General features: G+C 71.9%; 16 protein-coding genes. 8 read left to right on the top strand and 8 right to left on the bottom strand.

Going from position 1 to position 18,542, the window contains the following annotated elements; all coding sequences use genetic code 11:
* Position 1 precedes the first annotated feature (1 nt).
* Genes BKK81_RS26860 through BKK81_RS26850 form a run of 3 tightly spaced genes read left to right on the top strand, consistent with a single transcriptional unit; the run spans position 2 to position 2,743 of the window.
* The gene (locus BKK81_RS26860; RefSeq protein ID WP_083384469.1) at positions 2-934 is read left to right on the top strand and encodes an ABC transporter ATP-binding protein; all 933 of its coding nucleotides are present in this window, start codon (positions 2-4) and stop codon (positions 932-934) included.
* Positions 931-1,719: an ABC transporter permease gene (locus tag BKK81_RS26855; protein ID WP_071019170.1), complete on the top strand. Its 789-nt coding sequence runs from the start codon at positions 931-933 to the stop codon at positions 1,717-1,719. The genes BKK81_RS26860 and BKK81_RS26855 overlap by 4 nt, the downstream gene beginning before the upstream one ends.
* A complete protein-coding gene (locus tag BKK81_RS26850) occupies positions 1,712-2,743 on the top strand; it encodes a substrate-binding periplasmic protein (RefSeq protein ID WP_071019169.1) in 1,032 nt (343 codons plus the stop codon). Before BKK81_RS26855 ends, BKK81_RS26850 begins: the two co-directional genes overlap by 8 nt.
* Positions 2,744-2,928: 185 nt before the next feature.
* Here BKK81_RS26850 and BKK81_RS35695 read toward each other — a convergent pair whose 3' ends face one another.
* The 3 genes from BKK81_RS35695 to BKK81_RS26835 form a co-directional block, all read right to left on the bottom strand.
* Positions 2,929-3,798, bottom strand: coding sequence for a DUF4852 domain-containing protein (locus tag BKK81_RS35695; RefSeq protein ID WP_071019167.1), 870 nt, complete (start codon positions 3,796-3,798; stop codon positions 2,929-2,931).
* 145 nt (positions 3,799-3,943) lie between these two features.
* Positions 3,944-4,738, bottom strand: a complete 795-nt coding sequence (locus BKK81_RS26840) for a hypothetical protein (protein WP_071019165.1) — start codon at positions 4,736-4,738, stop codon at positions 3,944-3,946.
* Positions 4,739-4,962: 224 nt separating this feature from the next.
* Positions 4,963-6,651, bottom strand: coding sequence for a caspase family protein (locus BKK81_RS26835; RefSeq protein ID WP_071019163.1), 1,689 nt, complete (start codon positions 6,649-6,651; stop codon positions 4,963-4,965).
* A gap of 59 nt (positions 6,652-6,710) precedes the next feature.
* Between BKK81_RS26835 and BKK81_RS26830 the strand changes: the two genes are divergently transcribed.
* Positions 6,711-7,481 (top strand): hypothetical protein, encoded by a 771-nt coding sequence (locus BKK81_RS26830; RefSeq protein WP_071019161.1) that lies wholly within the window; start codon positions 6,711-6,713, stop codon positions 7,479-7,481.
* A complete protein-coding gene (locus BKK81_RS26825) occupies positions 7,478-8,551 on the top strand; it encodes a hypothetical protein (protein ID WP_156811459.1) in 1,074 nt (357 codons plus the stop codon). Before BKK81_RS26830 ends, BKK81_RS26825 begins: the two co-directional genes overlap by 4 nt.
* Positions 8,552-8,696: 145 nt before the next feature.
* Here the strand turns inward: BKK81_RS26825 and BKK81_RS26820 are convergent, their stop codons facing one another.
* Complete coding sequence (locus BKK81_RS26820) at positions 8,697-10,325, bottom strand: hypothetical protein (RefSeq protein WP_071019157.1); 1,629 nt, start codon at positions 10,323-10,325, stop codon at positions 8,697-8,699.
* 205 nt (positions 10,326-10,530) lie between these two features.
* Positions 10,531-11,298, bottom strand: a complete 768-nt coding sequence (locus tag BKK81_RS26815; protein WP_071019155.1) for a LuxR family transcriptional regulator — start codon at positions 11,296-11,298, stop codon at positions 10,531-10,533.
* A 466-nt stretch (positions 11,299-11,764) separates the two neighbouring features.
* Between BKK81_RS26815 and BKK81_RS26810 the strand changes: the two genes are divergently transcribed.
* Positions 11,765-12,073 carry a hypothetical protein gene (locus tag BKK81_RS26810; RefSeq protein ID WP_231908099.1) on the top strand — a complete coding sequence of 103 codons (309 nt, stop codon included), beginning with the start codon at positions 11,765-11,767 and terminating at the stop codon, positions 12,071-12,073.
* Positions 12,070-12,999: a hypothetical protein gene (locus BKK81_RS26805; RefSeq protein ID WP_083384468.1), complete on the top strand. Its 930-nt coding sequence runs from the start codon at positions 12,070-12,072 to the stop codon at positions 12,997-12,999. The genes BKK81_RS26810 and BKK81_RS26805 overlap by 4 nt, the downstream gene beginning before the upstream one ends.
* 75 nt (positions 13,000-13,074) lie before the next feature.
* Here the strand turns inward: BKK81_RS26805 and BKK81_RS26800 are convergent, their stop codons facing one another.
* Positions 13,075-13,539, bottom strand: a complete 465-nt coding sequence (locus BKK81_RS26800; protein WP_071019153.1) for a hypothetical protein — start codon at positions 13,537-13,539, stop codon at positions 13,075-13,077.
* Positions 13,540-13,709: 170 nt separating this feature from the next.
* On the opposite strand from BKK81_RS26800, the gene BKK81_RS26795 reads away from it, so the two are divergent.
* Entirely contained in the window at positions 13,710-15,227 is a 1,518-nt protein-coding gene (locus tag BKK81_RS26795; RefSeq protein ID WP_071019151.1) for an MFS transporter, read from the top strand.
* A gap of 419 nt (positions 15,228-15,646) precedes the next feature.
* On the opposite strand, the gene boxA is transcribed toward BKK81_RS26795, so the two are convergent.
* Together boxA and boxB are read right to left on the bottom strand one after the other, a co-directional pair.
* The gene (boxA, locus tag BKK81_RS26790; protein WP_071019149.1) at positions 15,647-16,927 is read right to left on the bottom strand and encodes a benzoyl-CoA 2,3-epoxidase subunit BoxA; all 1,281 of its coding nucleotides are present in this window, start codon (positions 16,925-16,927) and stop codon (positions 15,647-15,649) included.
* A 106-nt stretch (positions 16,928-17,033) separates the two neighbouring features.
* Complete coding sequence (gene boxB, locus BKK81_RS26785) at positions 17,034-18,461, bottom strand: benzoyl-CoA 2,3-epoxidase subunit BoxB (protein WP_071019147.1); 1,428 nt, start codon at positions 18,459-18,461, stop codon at positions 17,034-17,036.
* Positions 18,462-18,542: the final 81 nt, after the last annotated feature.

Below are 18,542 nucleotides of genomic sequence, written 5' to 3'. Positions count from 1 at the left end.
CATGTCCGGCAAGATCAGCGCGCGTGGCGTGCGCATGGACTACGCGGTGCGCAACGACGCCGGCCAGCCCGAAGAGGTGGCCGTGCTGCGCGACTTCGACCTCGACGTGCGCGAGGGCGAGTTCCTCTCCATCCTCGGCCCCTCGGGCTGCGGCAAGTCCACCTTCCTCTCCATCCTGGCCGGCCTGACCGAGCGCACCGGCGGCAGCATCCGCATCGACGGCCGCGCACTGGCCGGCATCAACCCGTACCAGGGCGTGGTGTTCCAGGGCTACGCGCTGTTTCCCTGGCGCACCGTGCTGGAGAACATCGAGGTCGGCCTGGAGATCCGCGGCGTGGCCAAGGCCGAGCGCCGCCGCATCGCGCAGGAGTATCTCGAACTGGTCGGCCTGGCGGGCGCCGGCAGCCGCTATCCGCACGAGATCTCCGGCGGCATGAAGCAGCGCGTGGCGATCGCGCGCGCGCTCGCCTACAAGCCCGACGTGCTGCTGATGGACGAGCCCTTCGCCGCGCTCGATGCGCAGACGCGCGAGATCCTGCAGGGCGAGCTGCTGCGCATCTGGGAGCAGTACCGCAAGACCATCGTCTTCATCACCCACAGCCTCGACGAAGCCATCTTCCTGTCCGACCGCATCGCGGTGATGACGCGCCGGCCGGGCACCGTCAAGCAGATCCTCGACGTGCCCCTGCCGCGCCCGCGCCTACCCGAGCTGCGCAATGCCGCAGCCTTCGTCCACCTGCGCCAGCAGGCCTGGGACATCCTCAAGGACGAGGTGCAGTTCGCCAGCCCGGCGGCGACGCCGCGGCCGCTCGGCGCCACCGCCGACCCGCGCGAGCGCGGCGAGGCGGCGGCGGTGCCCCCCTCAGTGGCCGCGCCGCCACTGGCGGTACCCGGCCGGCCTGTATCCGCCACGGCGGCGGAGGCCGCACCATGAGCGCCCGCAAGCGATCCCTCCGCCTCGGCGAACATGCGCTCGGCCTGGCCGGCATCGCCGCCTTCCTGCTGCTGTGGGAGGCCGTGCCGCGCCTGGGCATCGTCAGCCAGGCCTACCTGAGCCCGCCTTCACAGGTCGCCGAGGCGATCTGGCAGCTGCTCGCCAGCGGCGCCCTCGCCAAGCACCTGGCCGCCAGCCTGCAGCGCTCGCTGTACGGCCTGGCGCTCGCCATCGGCCTGGGCGTGACACTCGGCCTGCTGATGGGCTGGTTCGCGCGCTTCGAGACCGTGGTCGACCCCATCCTGCAGCTGTTCCGGCAGACTTCGGCGTTCGCGCTGTTCCCGGTCTTCATCCTCTTCCTCGGCATCGGCGAGCTGTCCAAGGTGGCGCTGATCTTCTGGGCCTCGTTCTGGCCGGTGCTGCTGAGCACGATCAGCGGCGTGCGCCAGGTCGACCCGTTGCTGATCCACTCGGCCCGCTCGATGGGCGCCTCGCGCGCCTTCGTGTTCCGCAAGGTGGTGCTGCCGGCGGCGGCGCCGTCGATCTTCACCGGCATCCGGCTGGCGGGCACCTACTGCGTCACGGCGCTGGTGGCGGCCGAGATGATCGGTGCGCATTCGGGCCTGGGCTTCCTCACGCTCAATGCGCAGGAAGTATTCCAGATCCCCACCATGTATGCGGGCATCCTGCTGCTGGCCCTGCTGGGCCTGGCCATGAACTACGCGCTGGCGCTGGTGGAGCGGCGCCTGACGCGCTGGCGGCGCGGGCTGACGCTCAATGCCTGAGCCGCTCGACCTGGACCTGCTGCCGGCCCCGGCGCCAAGGCAAGCGCTGCCGCGGCTGCCGCTGCTGTCGCGCCGCATCCGGTTGTCGCTGGCCGCCGCGGCAGCCGCCGTGCTCGCGGGCATGCTGGCGACGGCGGCGCTGCCACCGCTGCTGGCGCGCCTGCCGCACCTGCCCGAGCGCCTGCCGGCGCCGCTGCAGCACTGGCTGGCGCAGCGCGTGGCACCGCCCGACTGGCATGCCCTGCGGCTCGGCCCGGTGCTGGCCGAGGCCAGCCGGCGCGGCGTGCTGGTGGTCGGCGTGCGCGCCTATGCGCGGCCCGCGCCGCCCGGCGCACCGGCTCCCGCCGAACCCGACGCCTTCGATGCCAGCCTGGCGCGCCAGCTCGCCGCCCACCTCGGCCTGCGCCTGCGCCTGGTCGGCCTGCTGGGCGACGCGGGCGACCCGGGCGACCCGCGCAACGCCCCTGCCCTGCTGCCCGGGCCGCGCCCCGACCTGCTGCTGGCCGGCGCCGGCGCGGTGCCTGCGGCACCGGCGGCGGCGCGCGTGCCCACCGCCTACACCGGCGGCATGGGACAGGTGCTGGTGCTGCGCAAGAGCGCCTATCGCCATCCTGCCGACCTGGCGCGGCGCAGCGTCTGCGTGGCGCAAGGCAGCCCCTATGCGCACACGCTGGCGGCCCGCTACGGCGCGCTGCCGCGCACCTATGCTTCGGCGATCCGCGCGGTGTCGGCCTTCCTCGCCGGCGAGTGCGACGGGCTGGCTGACGACACCCTGGCGCTGGCGCGCCTGGCGCGCCTGCCGGAGTGGCGCTTCTACCGCGCGCTGGACGGCGCCGTCGCGCCCGACAATGGCGCCGCCCAGATCGTGCTGCGCGCCGGCGACCCGCTTTCGGCCGCCTATGTCGAGCGCGCCGTGCGCTACTGGAAGAGCGGCGGCGCCCTGGCGCAGGCGCGCGAACGGCGCGCCGCCGACCTCGCCTTCGAGGCCGGGCAGCTGCAGGACGGGCTGGTCTGCCACAACTAGCAGGACACTGGTCCACTGGTTCCCCGCAATGGGTCGGTGCCTGCCCTGCCATGCGGACTCATCGCGTCGTTGCAAGGGCTCGCCATCGCCGTGCGATGGCTGCGCTATGCGCCTGGCGCGGATTCCCGCATGGCATCTCCTTCACCGCCCATTTCAACGATTCAGCGGACCAGGCCGCACCTGGCTCAGCCCGCCGCCTCCACCAGCGTCTCGGTGCCGTTCACGCGGATGCCGACGCGCACGATCTGCGCGCGCACGCGCTTGCTGGCGATATCCGCGTCCTGCGCGAAGCCGTACACCACCACATCGAAATTGCGATAGCTGCTGCGCGCCGCCTCGATCGCGCGCGCGGCCTCGGCCGGCACCTTGAGCTGGGCGAAGGCCTCGCCGTTGGTGAAGGCGAGCTGGTATTCGCCGTTGTCGAACAGGTAGTAGTAGGTGCCGGCCTCGCCCAGCTTGCTGGGAAAAGCGCCCTTGTCCAGGTCGTAGGCCTGCAGCATGCCGCTGCCGTTGAGGCGGTACTTGAAGTAGCGCTCGCTGGCTGCGGCCTTCACCTTGGCGTCGATCTGCGGCTTCAGCGCATTGAGCAGTTCCTGCTTGCGGAAGGCGTCGCCGGTGCCGGCGTACTCGCGCGACAGGCGCTGCGCGATGGCGGGATAGTCGGGCGGCATGCCGGACAGCGCCAGGTAGGCGAACATCAGCTGGTTGCCGCTGTCGATCTCGCGGTACTGCGCGGCCGGGGTCGCCGCGTCGGCACGCGGCAACGCCGCGGCTTCGGCCTTGGCGTGCGCGCTCGCCGCCAGGGTGGCCGGATCGGGCGCGGCCGGTGCGGCGGCATCGGCCTTGATGCCGGCATCGGCCGGCGGCGCCTCCTTGCCGCAGCCGCCCAATGCCGTGGCCGCTACCACCAGCAAGGCGGCAGCGCCGCGCAGCGCACGGCGCGACGGCAGCGAGGCGAGCAGGCCGGTGGCGGGATCGGCGGCGGCATACGCGGCGGGATCGGCGGCCGCGATACGGGATGCGGTGGCGGGCAGGCGGATGTCGGAACGGTTCATGGTCAGTTCTCCAGGTCGGCGTGGCGCACGCTGTGGCGCGGCGCCATCGCTCATGTCAGGTTCGGATCGGGAAATCGGGAAATCGGGAAATCGGGGGATCGGGAAATCGGGGATCGGAAATCGGGATCGGGCCGGTTGGCCGCCCCTAGATCGCGGCGGCGCGCAGGCGGAACTCGCGCCAGCCCAGCCAGGCCAGTGCCGCGCTGGCGCCCAGCACCAGGAACAGGCCCAGGCCGGGATGCAGCGCGCCCAGCAGTTGCGCCGTCATCTCGCGCGCCATCTGGCTGGCCATGGCCTGCGCCTGCGGGCCGCCGAAGGCACCGGCGAGCTTGCCGGCGTCGGTCACGGCAGCGGACAGCCGCGACCAGGCCACCAGCGCATGCAGCACCACCACCGCGAGCGGCGCGCACTTGCCGAGCGCGGCCTGCGGGGCGCGCAGCGGCCAGCTCGCCATGCACGCCGCCAGTGACAGCAGGAACAGCGCCTGGGCCAGCGTGAAGCCGCCACGCGCGCCGGCCGAGAACTGCTGCAAGGTGGAAGCATCGACGCCCAGCAACTGCCAGTAGCTCAGCGACACGGCGCCGAACAAGCGCACGCCGACGGCCTCGAAAGCGAAGGCGCCGAGCACCAGCACGCCCAGCGCCGCCAGCACGGGCACACCCAGCGCGGCACGCGCCTGCTGCCACAAACGCCGCCCCTGGGCGCCGGCCAGCGCGGCGGCGCGCGCGGCCTCCTCCTGCGCGAGCTGCGCGGGCGGCACGGTACTGAGCGCGCGCAGCGCGCCGCCGGCATCGAGTTCGACCTCGACGTGGGCATTGAGCACCGGCACGCCGGGCGAGCGCCAGTGCTGCATGACATCGAACTGGAGCATCTTGCCGTCGAGGTTGACGGCACCTTTGCCGTCGGCTTGGTAGACGATGATGCGACCGCGCTGGGCCATGGCTTTCCTCCTGTGAAGCCTGCGTGAATCGGTGCCGCGCCATGCATCGGTGGCAAGGCGCGGCGGCGGCCGGCGGGCTGCGCCGGCTCTCATGCCGTTCAACGGGGGTAGCGGAGGAATTTCAAAAAAAAATCGCCGATGCGAGCGCATCGGCTGCATCGGCTGCATCGGCATCGAGGGCCACATCGGTACGGCGGCGCGCCGCCGGGAAGGCGGCGCCAGGCTCAGCGCGGGGCGGCCGGCGCCGAGGCGGCCCGGACCTGAATATCGCGTTGATAGGCCGAGGTGGCCTCGGTCACATCGCGCATGGTGGCGCCCATGGCCTGCAACAGGTGGCGGGCCGCCGCCGCGGAATCGCCATCGCGGCGCAGCGCCAGGTCGGCCTGGTAGGCATGGGCGGGCGCGTAGCCGGCGGCCACGGCGGCATCCAGCAGCGGCGCGGCGCGCGCCAGCGAGGCCGCGTCGCCGGCCAGGATCAGGCGCTCCGCCAGGTCGGTCTGCGCCGGCGGGAAGCCCTTGGCCGCGGCCCTCTCGGCCCAGCGCCGCGCCTGCGCCCCGGGCGCGCCGTCCTGCGGCAGGCCGCGGCCCAGCGCCGTCTGCGCCACCACGTCGCCGCCGCGTGCGCGCCGTTCCAGCGCCTGGCGCGGAAACGGCCGTTGCGCCACCAGCTGGCGGATCTCGTAGTTGAGGTCCTGCAGCACGTAACCGGGCCAGCGCCCCGCGGCGCCTGCGCCGGAAGCGCCCGCCTTGTCCGCGCCGGCCGCCGTGAGCGCAGCGGAGCGCCCGGACGGCGGCCCTGGAGGCCCTGGAGGCCCCGCTGGCCGGCCCCCGCCCTGGGCCGCCGCCCAGGTCGCGGCCGGCACCGTGGCGGCGCGGCCGGCCGGCGCCGGCGCATCGCCGCTGGCGCTGCCCTGCGCCAGCCGCGCCGCCGAACCCGGCGCCCCGGCCGGCCAGGCCCGGCCATCGTTGAGCACCAGCCGCACCGACGTTTCGCCGAAGCTGACGTGCGGGCGCTGGGTGTCGTGCGTCAGCAAGGCGACGCGCTCGGAGACCCGCGCGAAGACATCGCCGAGATTGAGCCCGCGCTCGCCCAGCACCTCGACCAGGGCGGCGGTGTAGGGGCTGTTGCGCACCTCGGGCGACCAGTAGTCGCGCGCCCGCGCGCCAGGCGCCGTCGAATAGGCGATCACCAGCCCGCGCGGCGCGGGGGCCGCCGCGAAACCCTGGTTGGCCACCTGCCCCGCCGGCGCCCCGCCGCGCAGGTAGATCTCGCGGCAGGCGTCCAGGATCATCACGCTGCTGCGGGCATCGGCGCGCTGCAGCTCGCCGAGCGCCTCGTCCAGCGGCACGCCCTGGTCCTCGATGCTGCGCGCGCTGGGGTGGCCGACCTCGGCGCCGATCGGCAGCAGGTAGCTGCTGTCATTGGCCTGCGCGCCGTGCCCGGCGTAGTAGACCAGCGCCACCTCGGCGCCGCGCCCGCGCCGGGCGAAAGCGCGCAGCGCCTGGCGCAGGCGGGCGGCGTCGAGGTCCTGCTCCAGGTCGACTTCGAAGCCGAGCTGGCGCAGGCGGTCGCCCAGCGCGCGGGCATCGTTGACGGGATTGACCAGCGGCTGTGGATAGGCGGCATTGCCGATGACCAGCGCGTAGCGGCCGGCGGCCCAGGCGTGGCCGGCGGCCGCGGCCAGGGCCAGCGCCGCCAGCCGGCGCGCCAGCCTTGGCAGGCGCGGCCGCGCGCGGCGGTGCTGGACGGGCGGGACGGGCGGGACGGGCGGACGGGAGGCGCCGCCCGGCAGGGTATGGTGCGATGACATCCGATCGAGGAATCCGTTGCGGCGTGCGCCCGCGCGCTGCGGCAGCGCCACCATGGCGCGCGCGCCGGCGATACAATGCACGCCGCGGGCGGCGACCGACATCTTGCGCCGCCGCCCCGCCAACTTGCAAGCCCCAACCCCCTCACAAGGAAGCAGCCGTCTTGTCTTCGGATCATCCGGACCATTTCCCCAGGATCCAGGTGCTGTGGAACCGGCGCGAGGCCCTCTCCCGGTCGGAGTGGGAAGAACTCTACCGGCGCGTGATGGACGCGCTCGCCGGCTACCGGCCGCGCGAGGCCGGCGCGCTGGGTGACCCGCTGCCGGACCTCTGCCACCAGTTCTTCGTCGAGCGCGTCATGCCGGGCCGCGGCAGCAACGGCCCCGAGCATGCCGGCGCGCTGCGGCTCTATTTCCGCCATTTCCTGCTCGACCTGCTGCGCGCCGCCGGTACCGTCGGCGAGCCGGTCGACGACAACCTGCAATGCGAGCCCGGCTCGGCCGAGGCCCAGCGCACCGCCTTGCAGCGCTTCGGCCTGAGCCTGGATGCCGCGCGCGATGCCGCGGCCGCCTTCGTCGCCACGCTGTCCGAGGACATGCTGATGCTGCTGCGCTTCTGCGGCTGCGGCGACGCCGCCGTCAGCAGCTTCGCCGACCGCATCGCCTCGGCCCACTACCGCTCCGGCCAGCTCGGCCTGGTGCACCGCCGCCGCAGCGACAAGGAAGGCGCCGGCCGCCAGCTGGCCTCGGCCCCGCACCGCGGCACGCTGATCGAGCGCTGGGTCATGCGCACGCTGGGCCGCGGCGCCGCGCCGGCCGAGCTCGACCCCGGCGACGCCGGCGACGTGGGCGCCGCCCAGGCCCTTTTGGATATTCTCTGTGCGGTCGCGTTAGCGGGGCAGAACCCCGCGGCCATCGACCCGACTCCCGCATGAGCGCCCTGACCCCTCCCTTGCACATCGTGGCCGCGCGCCTGCAGCGCGGCGCCGCCGCCCCGGCCACCGGCGATCCCGCCGCGACGGACCCGGCCGGCGCCGGACCCTGGTCGGAGCGCGCCATTCCCGCCGCGCTGGCGGCCGCCTTCGAACGTGCGGCGGCGGCCGGCGCGCTGCGCGAGCAGGCGCTGGCGGCCGGGCAGATCCACGCCCTGCGCGACGCGCCCGCCTTCGGCGCCGTGCTGCTGGACCGATGGCTGCCGCAGGCACAGCAGTGGCAAGGCTGGCTGGTCACGCCAGACCCTGCTTACGCCGGCTCCACCGACCTCGTGCTGGAAGCGCGCGACGGCCCCTTCGATCCGCGCGCCGGCATGGTCTGCTGCGCGCTGCCGCTGCTGGCCGCTCCCGCCCAGCTCGGCGACTGCCTGGGCCGCCTGCCGCCGGCGCGGCTGGACGCGGTGCGCTGGCTGGGCGAGTGCGACCGCGGCGCGGCCGCCGGCAACCTGCCGCGGCCCGGCGTGATCGCCCGCATGGGCGTGCCCGACGGCTACGCCTTGACCGGCACGCCGCTGGCCGGGGAGAACGACGCGCGCAACGCGTACCGGGACCTGCTGGCCCAGGGCATGGACCGCTTCGGCCTGGTGCCGGCCAAACTAGCCACCACGCATGCCACCATGCCACCGGCAGTGCCGGAGACCGCTGCCCCGCCACCGCGCGCCGCCGCCAACCAGCCGCGCTGGCTGCGCCGCTTCGCCGCCGTGGCCGCCACGCTGGCGGTGGTGCAGGCCGGATTGCTGCTATGGCGCTTCCAGGACAGCGGCGACGCCCTGCGCACCGGCGACGGCGCGCAGCAGTACCGGGGCGGCAGCAGCGCCGAGGGGATGCGATTCCGCGTACTGTTCCGCCCCGAGGCCAGCGAGGCCGAGATCCGCGACTGGCTGCGCCAGCAGAAGCTGCAGATCGTGGCGGGGCCGGACCCCATGGGTGCCTACACCCTGTCGTCCGCCGAGACCGGCCGCGCGCTGCCGCAACCGGGCCCGGGCAATCCGCTGGCGCGGGTGGAGCCCTGAGCGGGCCGGCCGGCAACCTCCGGCACGTCACGAAGCGCCGAACGCGGCGCAGAAAGCAGCGCGGAAAGCAGCGCAAAACGAAACCAGGGTGCACGCCTGCGCGTGCACCCTGGCCTCACCTGTCAGCGGCGCGCCGCGCGCCGGCTCAGCGCACCCACACCCCCACGTAGCCGCGCGAGGCATCGGTCGCCTGCACGCCATGCTCGACCAGCACGTAGCGCACGCCGTCCGGCGTCGCCGCGCCGTAGGCCTGGAACCAGCTGCCCGAGCCGGGCAGCCCCAGCTGGTCGGTCGGGGTGCCGGCCAGCAGCGCGCTGAACTGGTCCGCGCTCAGTGTCACCGGCGCTGCGCCCGCGAGCGTCAGCGTGGCCTTGCCGGCGCTGTCCACGCTCAGGCTGGAATAGGCCTGCGGCACCGGCGCGCTGCTGCTGAGGCCGTCGCGGCGGCAGTCCTCCCAATACTGGCTGAAGCTCTGCCCGGCGAGCTGCTGGGCGGAGGTGATGCGGATGGCGTTCTGCGCCACCAGCACGTCCGTCGACTTCAGCCCGTCGGTGCCATCGTTGACGTTGGCGGCCAGGCAGACCATCGAGGCCACCGGCAGGTCGGGCGCGAGCAGCAGCTGGTGGAAGTTCATGCCGTACTGCACCGGGCTGCCCCACTGGTAGCCCCCGTCCGCCTGCGGCACCACCGTGATGCGGCTGCCGCCGAGCGTCAGCACGCCGGACTGGCCGATGCCTTTGTCGAGCACCGAGGCCTGCAGCGGCGCCATGCCGGCCGCGTTGTAGTGGAAGTCGGCATAACCGACCGCGCCGGCCGGCACGGTGGACGCAGCGCTGCCACCGCAGGCCTGCGCGCCGCTCAGGCGCGAGCCGTTCCAGCCGCCCTTGAAGGTAGCGTTGACCTGCGTGCCGTAGACCCCGCCGACATGGTTCAGGTCGGTGAACTCGCCGCTGAACAGCTCGACGGTGGCGAAGCTGTTCTGCGCCAGCTTCTCCGTCACGCTGCCGCTGATCTGCCACCCGCTGGCGGTCTGCCGCACCTGCCCGCCGACCACGTACTTGCTGCCGTCGGACAGGATGCGCGTGCCCGACACCGAGCCGTCGATCTCGCTGACCGTCACGTCGAAGGCGTAGCCCACGTGGCTGGGGCCGTTCAGGCGCCACGTGCCGGCGTACAGGCACAGCGACTGCCCGCGCAGATGCGCCTGCGCGCTCACCGCCGGCACCAGCTTGCCCTGCGGCGAGGCCGCCTGCACCGCGGCCAGCACCGCCGCATCGGCGGCGAAGGCCGAGGGCGCCTGCTGGAAGTTCAGGCTGCGCCCCGCCAGCGCCTGCGCCGACGACGGCGCGATGCGGATGGCCTGCGCGAGATTGCCGCCGCTGTCCAGCGATTGCAGGAAGCTGCCGATATTGGTCACGGTGTCGTTGGTCTCGTCCGCCGCGCCAGGCACCAGCGACACGGGCGTCATCACAGGCTGCGCCGCCGCCGTGCCGATCACCACGCCGCCCACCGAGAAGGTGACCGGCTGCCCCGGTACGTAGGAGAAATGGCCGCTGTCGTCGGTGACGCCGCTGAGATCGCCCGAGCGGTACGCCATGCCCACCACCGGGGCATCGACAAAGATGCCTTGCGCCACCTGGGGCGCCTGCGGCGCCGCGCTGCCCGCCCCGGTGGCGGCACTGCCGCCGTCGCTGCCGCCGCCGCAGGCGGCCAGCAGCAGAGACACGCTCAGCGCGCAGGCCAGCGTGACTCCCTTCCTGTTGTTCTTGTACATGCGATTCCTCGATGATGATGATGGCCCACGGACCCGTTGCTGTCTGCCCGCGCGGCCAGGCCTTGGCACGCGGGCACGGGGATTGGAACAAGGCACGGCACGGTCCGCCTAGCTGTCAGGACTGACAGGTGGGCCCGCGCTGTGCGCGTGTGCGGTGCGTATGCGGTGCGTACGCGGTACGTATCAGGTGCGTAGCACGCGCCTGTCATGGCACCGCCAGCCCGGCCAGGATCGCGCGGGCGACCGCCTCGCGGCGGTTGCGCGCGCCCAGCTTGCGGGCGGCATTGGCCAGGTGGAAGACGGCGGTGCGCTCGCTGATGCCGAGCTGGCGGCCGATCTCGCGCGCGGAGCCGCCCGCGGCAGCGCGCGCCAGGCATTGCTGCTCGCGCGCGGTCAGGGCCGGCGCGCCGGCCCGGGGCGGTGGTGACAGGCGGCGCACCGCTTCGTGCAGGTAGAGGCCGAGCAAGGTCACGCGCGCGACGACCTGGTCGAGGCGGCGCCGCGCGGCCTCGCCGTCGTGCGCGGTGGCGGCATTGAGCAGGGCGGTGGCGCCGTGCGCGCCACGCAGCGGCACCACGATACCGCCGGCCAGGCCATGCTGGCGCGCTTCGGCGAACAGCCGCGCCGCCGCCGGACTGTCCGCGCCGCGCCGGTGCCACGGCAGCGGCAGGCCCGCCGTGGCCGCGTGCCGCACGAGCGGATCCAGCGCCAGGTAGCCGGCCGCGCGATAATGGCGCGCCCAGGCCGGTGGCAGGGTCGACAGGCGGTGCCAGGCGGCGCCCGCCGCGGCACTGCCGTCGATGCCATCGAAGACGAAGCGCGCCCGCTTGCCGTCGGCGCGCACGGGCCGATGCTCGGCATAGAGGAAGCAATGGAAGCCCAGGCCGTCGAGCCAGCGGCTGGTGTGGTCGATCAGCGCACGGCGCGAGTCCGCGTGCAGCAAGGTGTCGAGAAACGCGAGATCCTGGGGCATCGTTGGTTCCGGTCAGCGGAACGGCGGCGCTCGCGCACCCTGCGCGGCGGCGGCCGGTCCGGCTTCTGAGCGGTCAACGTTGCACGGCGGGAGATTTGTAAAAATTAATTCCGGGCAGCCTGCCCCGCCAAGGTGCGCGCCTGGCATCGCCGGACCGCGGGCACGCCGCATCCGCAGGGTTTCCAGGCCGATCCCGGTCGAAGTTGCGGGAAATTCGCGACGGATTGCGCGCCGCCCCGCCGCTTGCGCCTGTGCGCTGCCGCACTATGCTGGAAGGGCATCGCGGCACGATCTTCCCCCGGAGCGGCGCCGCCATGTGCCGTCCAATGCGTCTGCCTGGCCGCTGTTCCACCAGGCGGAGCCTTGGCCCCGTGACTGTCAACCGGACACCATGATCATGTCGAAAAAGCTTGCATTTCTTCTGACATGCCTGGCATTGGGAAGCGCCGGAGCCGTGCATGCTCAGATGCAGCCGAAACAACCCGACCCGTACACCAGCGGCGCGGACGCCAACAGTGGTGCCCGCGATCCTTACTCGCAGGGTGCGCGCGTCGGCGATAAGTTCGATCCCTATTCGCAAGGGGCGAATCAGTCCACCCAGCAGAACCTGGCCCCGAGCGACGTGAGCCCGCCACGCGACCCGTACTCGCAGGGAGCCAACACCGGCACGCGCGATCCCTATGGCGAGGGCGCGCGCACCATCAACCGCGACTACCCCTTCGACCCCTCCTCCGGCGCGCAGGACCGCCGCAACCCCTACTTCCAAGGCGCATGATCGCTTCTTCGTCTTCCCGCCGCGACCACCGCGCCGCGGCGGGCCGCCGCCGCGCGGCATCGCGGTGCGCCAGCCTGGCGCTGGCACTGCTGGCTTTCCCGGCCTGGGCCGATCCCGCTCCCGTCCCATCATCCGCCGCCACGGCGGCAGCACCGCCGCCGGCCGCGGCCCGCCTCGCCCGCCGCGATGACGATCCCTGCGCCACCGTATGGTTCCGTGACGGCGCCAAGGTACAGATGGAAGCCGATGGCGCCATGCCGATGTCGCGCCATACGGTGCAGCAGCAGCCACAGGTCAGCGGCGACACCTGCACCACGCAATTGCAGATCCATTCGAAAACGGCCCTGGCGGCCCTGATGGCCCCCCCCGTGACCACCGACCAGCAGTACGCCGTGGTCATCGTGCCACCGCGCGGCGACGCGCCCGGCCACGTCGAAGGCGGCGCCGTGGTCGATGCCAGCGGCCACTACGTGCGCCTGCACGGCGAGACCCGCAGCATGGGCCGCGGCGTGTTCGACTACGCGCACCAGGACCTGAGCGAGGGCAAGGAACTCGGCGGCGAGTCGGTCACGTCCCGCGCCAGCTTCGTCATCTACGCGCGCGACTCCGGCGACGACGTAGGCCGGCTGGAGATGCCGCACGCCACGCTGCAGGTGGCATCGCGCCGGGTCGGCAAGCGGCAGCACATCGATACGGCGCTGGGCAGCATCGAATGCGTGCCGATCCGCTACGAGCGCGTGACCGATCTCGGCCCGCTGCAGGTGGCCGGCGACGCGATACCGACCCAGCCTACCGTGATGCAGATCACCGATTGGTACTGCCCGAGCCAGGGCTTCGTGATGCGCTCCGACGTCGAGGAGAACGGCAAGGTCCAGCGCATCGACACCACGTCGATCGAGGCGCTCGACGCCACCGACGAACCGTGAGAGCCGTGATGGCAGCGTAGTGGCCACGCCACGGCAGCCAGCGCCACGGCAGCCCGGCCTGCGCGCCGGCTGCAGTCAGCCGGCGGCGGCCAGGAAGCCTTCCGCCAGCGCCACCCAGCAGGCGGCACCGAGCGGAATCAGCGCGTCGTGGAAGTGCGTCAGCAAGGAGATGGCGCGGTCCGGCACCGGTTCCCGCACCTCGGGGAAGGCCATGGTCTGCGTGATGAAGGGGCTGCGGAAGGGGCGGCGGCGCGCTTCGCCGGACAGCGGCACCAGCGTTTCGCTGCGCCAGCACAGTTCGAAGGTCCGGCTCATCGAGGTGCATTCGATCACGCGTGCCGGCGCCGCCAGGCCGCTGGCGGCAAACAGGGCATGGAAGGGAGACTGTGCATCGGCCAGCGGGTCGAGCGTCAGCCAGTCGGCGTCGAGCAACTCCCGCACCGAGCGCGCGCCGGCCAGCGGATGCCCGCGCCGCGAGGCTTCCTGCATGCTGCCGGTGTCGGCCACCGCGGCAAGCGCGCGCAACTGGTCGAGCTTCATGGAAGAGGATGCCTGCAGGGCAAGGCCGGCTTTGCGGGGGGAGTCCCGGACCCTGCCCTGCCTGCGGTCCTTGACGGCGGGCAGGCGCTCGCACAATCATTGTCGGTGTGCAGCAGGTAGGCAGCAGATAGCCAACGCAGGGCCCCGTTCATCCCACCTGGAAGGGCACTATGAAGCAAGGCGCGGTCATGCTGAAGGCGCATCCCGACCTGACGTCGCTGCAGGTCCACCTGTTCGGGCTGGCGCTCGGCTGCGCGACCGGCGTGGACTTCGTCGCCTCGTCGATGATGGGAGTGGCGGGCACGCACATCCGCGCCGGCGTCTTCGCCTCGCCGGAGGACTTCCTCTGGAGCCTGACCTCCTATGCGGCCGCAGCGGTGGTGGCCAACCTGGTGCTGCGGCGCATCGCAGAAGACATCAGCTACCGCGGCTACACCCTGCTGAGCCTGGCAGTCGCCGCCGCTGGCGCGCTGCTGTGCGCGCTCTGCGAGACGCCGTTCCAGCTCAGCCTCGCGCGCGCCGTGCAGGGCCTGGGCGCGGGCGGGCTGTTCTCCGCCTCGCGCATCATCATCCAGCTCGCCGCCGAGCGCGAGGAACGCCGCCCGCTCTTCCTCGGCTTCAATATCGGTGCGCTGGGCATGCCGGCGCTGGCGCCCTGGGTCACGGCCCAACTGGTGCAGAACACCGACTGGCGCACCATCTTCCTGTTGCAGGCGGCCCTGGCGCTGGCGACCTTCGCCTTCGTGCTGGCGGCCTACCCGCGCCGCATGCGCGCCACGCTGCCGCCGTGGAAGATCGAGGTCGGCAAGCTCGACTGGCTGACGGTGATCCTGCTCGGCGCCGGGGCGCTGATCCTGCTGCACGGGCTGGGCGACCTGCGCTTCTACGAATTCGCCAACTCGCCGAGCGTGGCGCTGACGCCGCTGCTCGGCCTCGCCTGCGTCGCCGCCGTGTTCGTCCACCAGCACCGGCACCCCGACCCCTGGCTCAATCCGCGCCTGCTGCTGGGCCGGCGCTATATCGCGGGCCTGTCGTTCTACGCGCTGTACTACTTCCTGGGCGGGTTGTGGGGCTACGTGGTGCCGACCACGCTGCAGTCGGGGCTCGACTTCACCTTCCAGACCGCCGGCGCGGTGCTGACCACCACCGGACTGGCCGGCTTCGGCGCGGCGCTGCTGTTCACCTTCGGCGGACCGAAGCTGGTCGGCCAGCGGCGCTATATCGCACTGGGCTACCTGATGTTCGCCGGGGCGGCCTGGCTGCTGTCCCAGCGCATGATGCCGGGCGCCTCGATCGCCGTGCTGCTGCCGGCGCTGACGCTGCAGAGCCTGACCGTGCCCTTCGTGCTGATGCTGGTGGCCGGCCTGACCTATGCCGACCTCAGCGTCGACAGCTTCGCCCATGCCTACCAGTTCAAGAACATCGTGCGGCAGGTGGCCACCGCCGGCGGCACCGGCATGGCCAGCCTGTGGCTGCAGTACGGCGAGGTGATGGCGCGCACCCAGCTGGTCGGCAACATCACGCCGTTCGCCTTTGCGCAGGAACCCGACCAGGGCACCCTGCTGCGGCTGTCGCGCCAGATCGACCAGCAAGCACTGCTGATCGCCAGCGGCAACCTGTTCGCGCTGCTGGCGGTGGCCTGCGTGGTGATCGCGCTGGTGGCGGTGGTGCAGCGGTCGTTGCGGTGAGGATGGGAGGCGGCCGAACGCCAACACCGAGCGCTGAGCACCAACACCGAGCGCCAAGCACGAGGTCTTGGCTCCCTCTCCCCGCATGGCCGCATGGGGAGAGGGCCGGGGTGAGGGGTGGTTTAGCAAGGCGCCACACCCAGCGAAGCCGACGGTGTGATCCAGCACACGAGCCAAGAAACGAAGCCAACGGTATGGTCCGGCACGCAAGCACAGAAACGAAGCCGATGGTGTAATCCCGGCCGCCGCGGTCAGCCGGCGCCTGCCCTCTCCCCCGGGCCCCCGGGCCCCTCTCCCGCAAGCGGGAGAGGGGAGCAAACCGGCGGGGTGCAAACCCCTTTGCGTTGAATGAAGCCGAAACGAGAGTGCCCAACACCGCACGCCAAACATAGTGTCCTGGCTCTCTCCCCCCTGCCCCGTCAATACGTCTCCAGGTGCAGCCGCCCCTCCGCCTTCAGCGAGGCCGCGATCGCGTCCCAGTCCAGCCCGGCCTGCCGCGCCACGTCGCGCAGCGCCAGTACTACGCCCTCCTCCATGCTCTTCAGCCCGCACACATAGAAGTAGCTGTCCGGGTCCGCCAGCAGCACGGCCAGGTCGGCAGCGCGTTCGCGCATGGCGTCCTGCACGTAGCGGCGCGGCTGTCCTGGCGTGCGCGAGAACGCCAGGTTGATGTCGATGAAATCCTTGGGCAGGTTCTGCAGCGGCCCGAAGTACGGCAGTTCTTCCTTGCTGCGCGCGCCGAAGAACAGCATCAGCTTGCCGCCTTCGAAGCGGCCGCCCTTGCGCAGGCGCCGGCGCCATTCGGTCATGGCGCGCATCGGCGCACTGCCGGTGCCGGTGCAGATCATCACGATGTGCGAACGCGGATGGTTGGGCATCAGGAAGCTGGCGCCGAAGGGGCCGATCACCTCCACCTTGTCGCCCACCTGCAGGTCGCACATATAGTTGGAAGCGACGCCGCGCACCGGATTGCCCTGGTAGTCGGCCAGCACGCGCTTGATGGTCAGCGACAGGTTGTTGTAGCCGGGCCGCTCGCCGTTGCGGGCGCTGGCGATCGAATACTGGCGCGGGTGATGCGCGCGCCCCTGCGCGTCCACGCCCGGCGGCACGATGGCGATGGACTGGCCCTCCAGCACCGGGAACGGCATGGCGCCGAAGTCCAGCACGATATGGTGGGTGTCGTACTCGCGCCCGACCTCGGTGACGCGCACATTGCCGGCCACGGTGGCGGTGACCGACTTGCGTTCGGCCTTGGGTCCGTACAGGTTGGTGAAGGCACGCGCGGCCGACCACGGCGGCACCGTGGCGCCATAGCGCGCACTGTTGAAGGTTTCCTGGCCGGCGGTGGCCACCGGCGGCTCGGTCAGGGCCGGCTCGAGCAGGGCCGGCGCGCCGGGCGCCACGCCCTGCTCCGCCAGTTGCTGCTCGCTCAGCTCGACCGGCAGTTCGTCCCAGCCGAGCTGGTCGTCGAGGCTATAGGGCTTGGCGCGCGGCATCACACGCCAGTTGTCGATCGAGCCGGTCGGGCATGGCGAGATGCAGGCCATGCAGAAATTGCACTTGTCGGCATCGACCACGTAGTTGCGCGAGTCGTGCGTGATAGCGTTCACCGGGCAGGTGGCTTCGCAGGTGTTGCAGCGAATGCAGATCTCGGGGTCGATCAGATGCTGCTTGATGACGTGAGTGTCGGCCATGTCCATGGCTGTCTCCTGGCGGTGAGCGTCCCTCGGATGCGGGGCGTTTCGTTCTGGGCGGGCGCGGTGGCGGCGCCCGCCGTGTCTCCGTGGTGTCTCGGACGGCCCGGGCTCAGTTGAAGCGCACGTACTCGAAGTCGACCGGCTGGCGGTTGATGCCCATCACCGGGGGCGCGATCCAGTTGGCGAACTTGCCCGGCTCCACCACGCGGCCCATCAGGCTGGCGACGAAGGCACGGTCTTCCGGCGTCGGCAGCCACTGCGGCGCGTTGGCGGCCCACTCGGCGTCGGAGATCACGCGGCCGTCCGGCGAGACCTTGACGCCGGCGAGGGCGCCGATATTGCGGTGGAAGGCCTTGTGCGGCACCTTGAGGCGGAACGGGATGCCGGCCTTGTCGATGACCTTGTTCCAGCGCTCCACGCCGGCCATGCTGTCCTTGATGTAGTCGTCGCGCAGCACTTCGTTGAGGGCGTTGAGCATCGGCACTTCCTTCTCGACCAGCTGGCCGCCGGCGGCCTGCAGCACCTTGTAGCTGTCGCCCTTGAGCAGGTGGTCGTCGGCGCGCTTGCCTTCCTCGTAGCGGCCCTTGAGGCCGGTGCTGTAGAAGGTGGCGGCATTGGACGACTCGTCGGCGCCGAACAGGTCGATGGTGACGCTGTAGTGGAAGTTCAGGTAGCGCTGGATGGTCGGCAGGTCGATCACGCCGGCCGCGCGCAGCTTGCCCGGGTCATCGGTCTTGAGCTCGTTCATCACCTGGCAGGTGCGCTGGATCACGCGCGACACGCCGGATTCGCCGACGAACATATGGTGCGCTTCCTCGGTCAGCATGAAGCGCGTGGTGCGCGCCAGCGGGTCGAAGGCGCTCTCGGCCAGGGCGCAGAGCTGGAACTTGCCGTCGCGGTCGGTGAAGTAGGTGAACATGAAGAAGGACAGCCAGTCGGGCGTCTGCTCGTTGAACGCCTGCAGGATGCGCGGATTGTCCTGCTCGCCGCTGCGGCGCTCGAGCAGGGCCTCGCCTTCCTCGCGGCCGTCGCGGCCGAAGTACTTGTGCAGCAGGTAGACCATGGCCCACAGGTGGCGCCCTTCTTCCACGTTGACCTGGAACAGGTTGCGCAGGTCGTACATGCTGGGCGCGGTCAGGCCGAGGTGGCGCTGCTGCTCGACCGAGGCGGGCTCGGTGTCGCCCTGGGTGACGATGATGCGGCGCAGGTTGGCGCGATACTCGCCCGGCACGTCCTGCCAGGCGTCCTCGCCCTTGTGGTCGCCGAAGTGGATCTTGCGGCCGGCCTCGGCCGGGTTGAGGAAGATGCCCCAGCGGTAGTCCGGCATCTTGACGTGGCCGAAGTGGGCCCAGCCCTGCGGGTCGACGCTGATGGCGGTGCGCAGGTAGACATCGAAGCCGTGCGAGCCGTCCGGGCCCATGTCGTTCCACCAGCTCAGGTAGTTGGGCTGCCATTGCTCCAGCGCGCGCTGCAGCGTGCGGTCCTCGCTGAGGTTCACGTTGTTGGGGATCTTGTCGCTGTAGTTGATGCCGGACATCGTTGTCTCCGTCGCTGTCTTGCTTCCGGGTGGATGGAATGGCCCTGCCGCGCGCCACGCGGACCCGCGCGGCAGGACGAT

Origin of the sequence: Cupriavidus sp. USMAHM13, assembly GCF_001854285.1 — a bacterium.
GTDB lineage: Bacteria > Pseudomonadota > Gammaproteobacteria > Burkholderiales > Burkholderiaceae > Cupriavidus > Cupriavidus malaysiensis.
This window is presented reverse-complemented; position numbering and strand designations above follow the sequence as displayed.

Excerpts from the sequence above, each read along its gene's own strand:
- BKK81_RS26860 (WP_083384469.1), top strand. The coding sequence starts at position 2 with ATGTCCGGCAAGATCAGCGCGCGTGGCGTGCGCATGGACTACGCGGTG.
- BKK81_RS26855 (WP_071019170.1), top strand. The coding sequence starts at position 931 with ATGAGCGCCCGCAAGCGATCCCTCCGCCTCGGCGAACATGCGCTCGGC.
- BKK81_RS26850 (WP_071019169.1), top strand. The coding sequence starts at position 1,712 with ATGCCTGAGCCGCTCGACCTGGACCTGCTGCCGGCCCCGGCGCCAAGG.
- BKK81_RS35695 (WP_071019167.1), bottom strand. The coding sequence starts at position 3,798 with ATGAACCGTTCCGACATCCGCCTGCCCGCCACCGCATCCCGTATCGCG.
- BKK81_RS26840 (WP_071019165.1), bottom strand. The coding sequence starts at position 4,738 with ATGGCCCAGCGCGGTCGCATCATCGTCTACCAAGCCGACGGCAAAGGT.
- BKK81_RS26835 (WP_071019163.1), bottom strand. The coding sequence starts at position 6,651 with ATGTCGGTCGCCGCCCGCGGCGTGCATTGTATCGCCGGCGCGCGCGCC.
- BKK81_RS26825 (WP_156811459.1), top strand. The coding sequence starts at position 7,478 with ATGAGCGCCCTGACCCCTCCCTTGCACATCGTGGCCGCGCGCCTGCAG.
- BKK81_RS26820 (WP_071019157.1), bottom strand. The coding sequence starts at position 10,325 with ATGTACAAGAACAACAGGAAGGGAGTCACGCTGGCCTGCGCGCTGAGC.
- BKK81_RS26815 (WP_071019155.1), bottom strand. The coding sequence starts at position 11,298 with ATGCCCCAGGATCTCGCGTTTCTCGACACCTTGCTGCACGCGGACTCG.
- BKK81_RS26810 (WP_231908099.1), top strand. The coding sequence starts at position 11,765 with ATGCAGCCGAAACAACCCGACCCGTACACCAGCGGCGCGGACGCCAAC.
- BKK81_RS26805 (WP_083384468.1), top strand. The coding sequence starts at position 12,070 with ATGATCGCTTCTTCGTCTTCCCGCCGCGACCACCGCGCCGCGGCGGGC.
- BKK81_RS26800 (WP_071019153.1), bottom strand. The coding sequence starts at position 13,539 with ATGAAGCTCGACCAGTTGCGCGCGCTTGCCGCGGTGGCCGACACCGGC.
- BKK81_RS26795 (WP_071019151.1), top strand. The coding sequence starts at position 13,710 with ATGAAGCAAGGCGCGGTCATGCTGAAGGCGCATCCCGACCTGACGTCG.
- boxA (WP_071019149.1), bottom strand. The coding sequence starts at position 16,927 with ATGGACATGGCCGACACTCACGTCATCAAGCAGCATCTGATCGACCCC.
- boxB (WP_071019147.1), bottom strand. The coding sequence starts at position 18,461 with ATGTCCGGCATCAACTACAGCGACAAGATCCCCAACAACGTGAACCTC.